This window comes from Ralstonia sp. VS2407 (genome assembly GCF_052950655.1).
Genome location: NZ_JBRFVG010000413.1, coordinates 1 through 236, shown reverse-complemented (window position 1 = coordinate 236; position 236 = coordinate 1). Strand labels below are relative to the sequence as shown.

Here is a 236-nt window from a genome sequence, read left to right as displayed (position 1 = left end):
GCACCCGTGACCACCAGCACCACCGCGATAACAGCCCCCGCCCAGCCGAGCACGTCGTTCCACAGCACCACGGCGATGACCGACAACGCAACGGCAACGCTACACAGGACGCGCCTGCGCAGGCGCGTCCTGTGTAGCGTTGCCGTTGCGTTGTCGGTCATCGCCGTGGTGCTGTGGAACGACGTGCTCGGCTGGGCGGGGGCTGTTATCGCGGTGGTGCTGGTGGTCACGGGTGC

Annotated in this window: 1 protein-coding gene; it reads right to left on the bottom strand. The window is 67.8% G+C overall.

Annotated features, from left to right (window positions below; genetic code table 11):
• Positions 1-236: hypothetical protein (locus ACU8YE_RS25740; RefSeq protein WP_446930468.1), on the bottom strand; the 236-nt coding region annotated here is incomplete at both ends.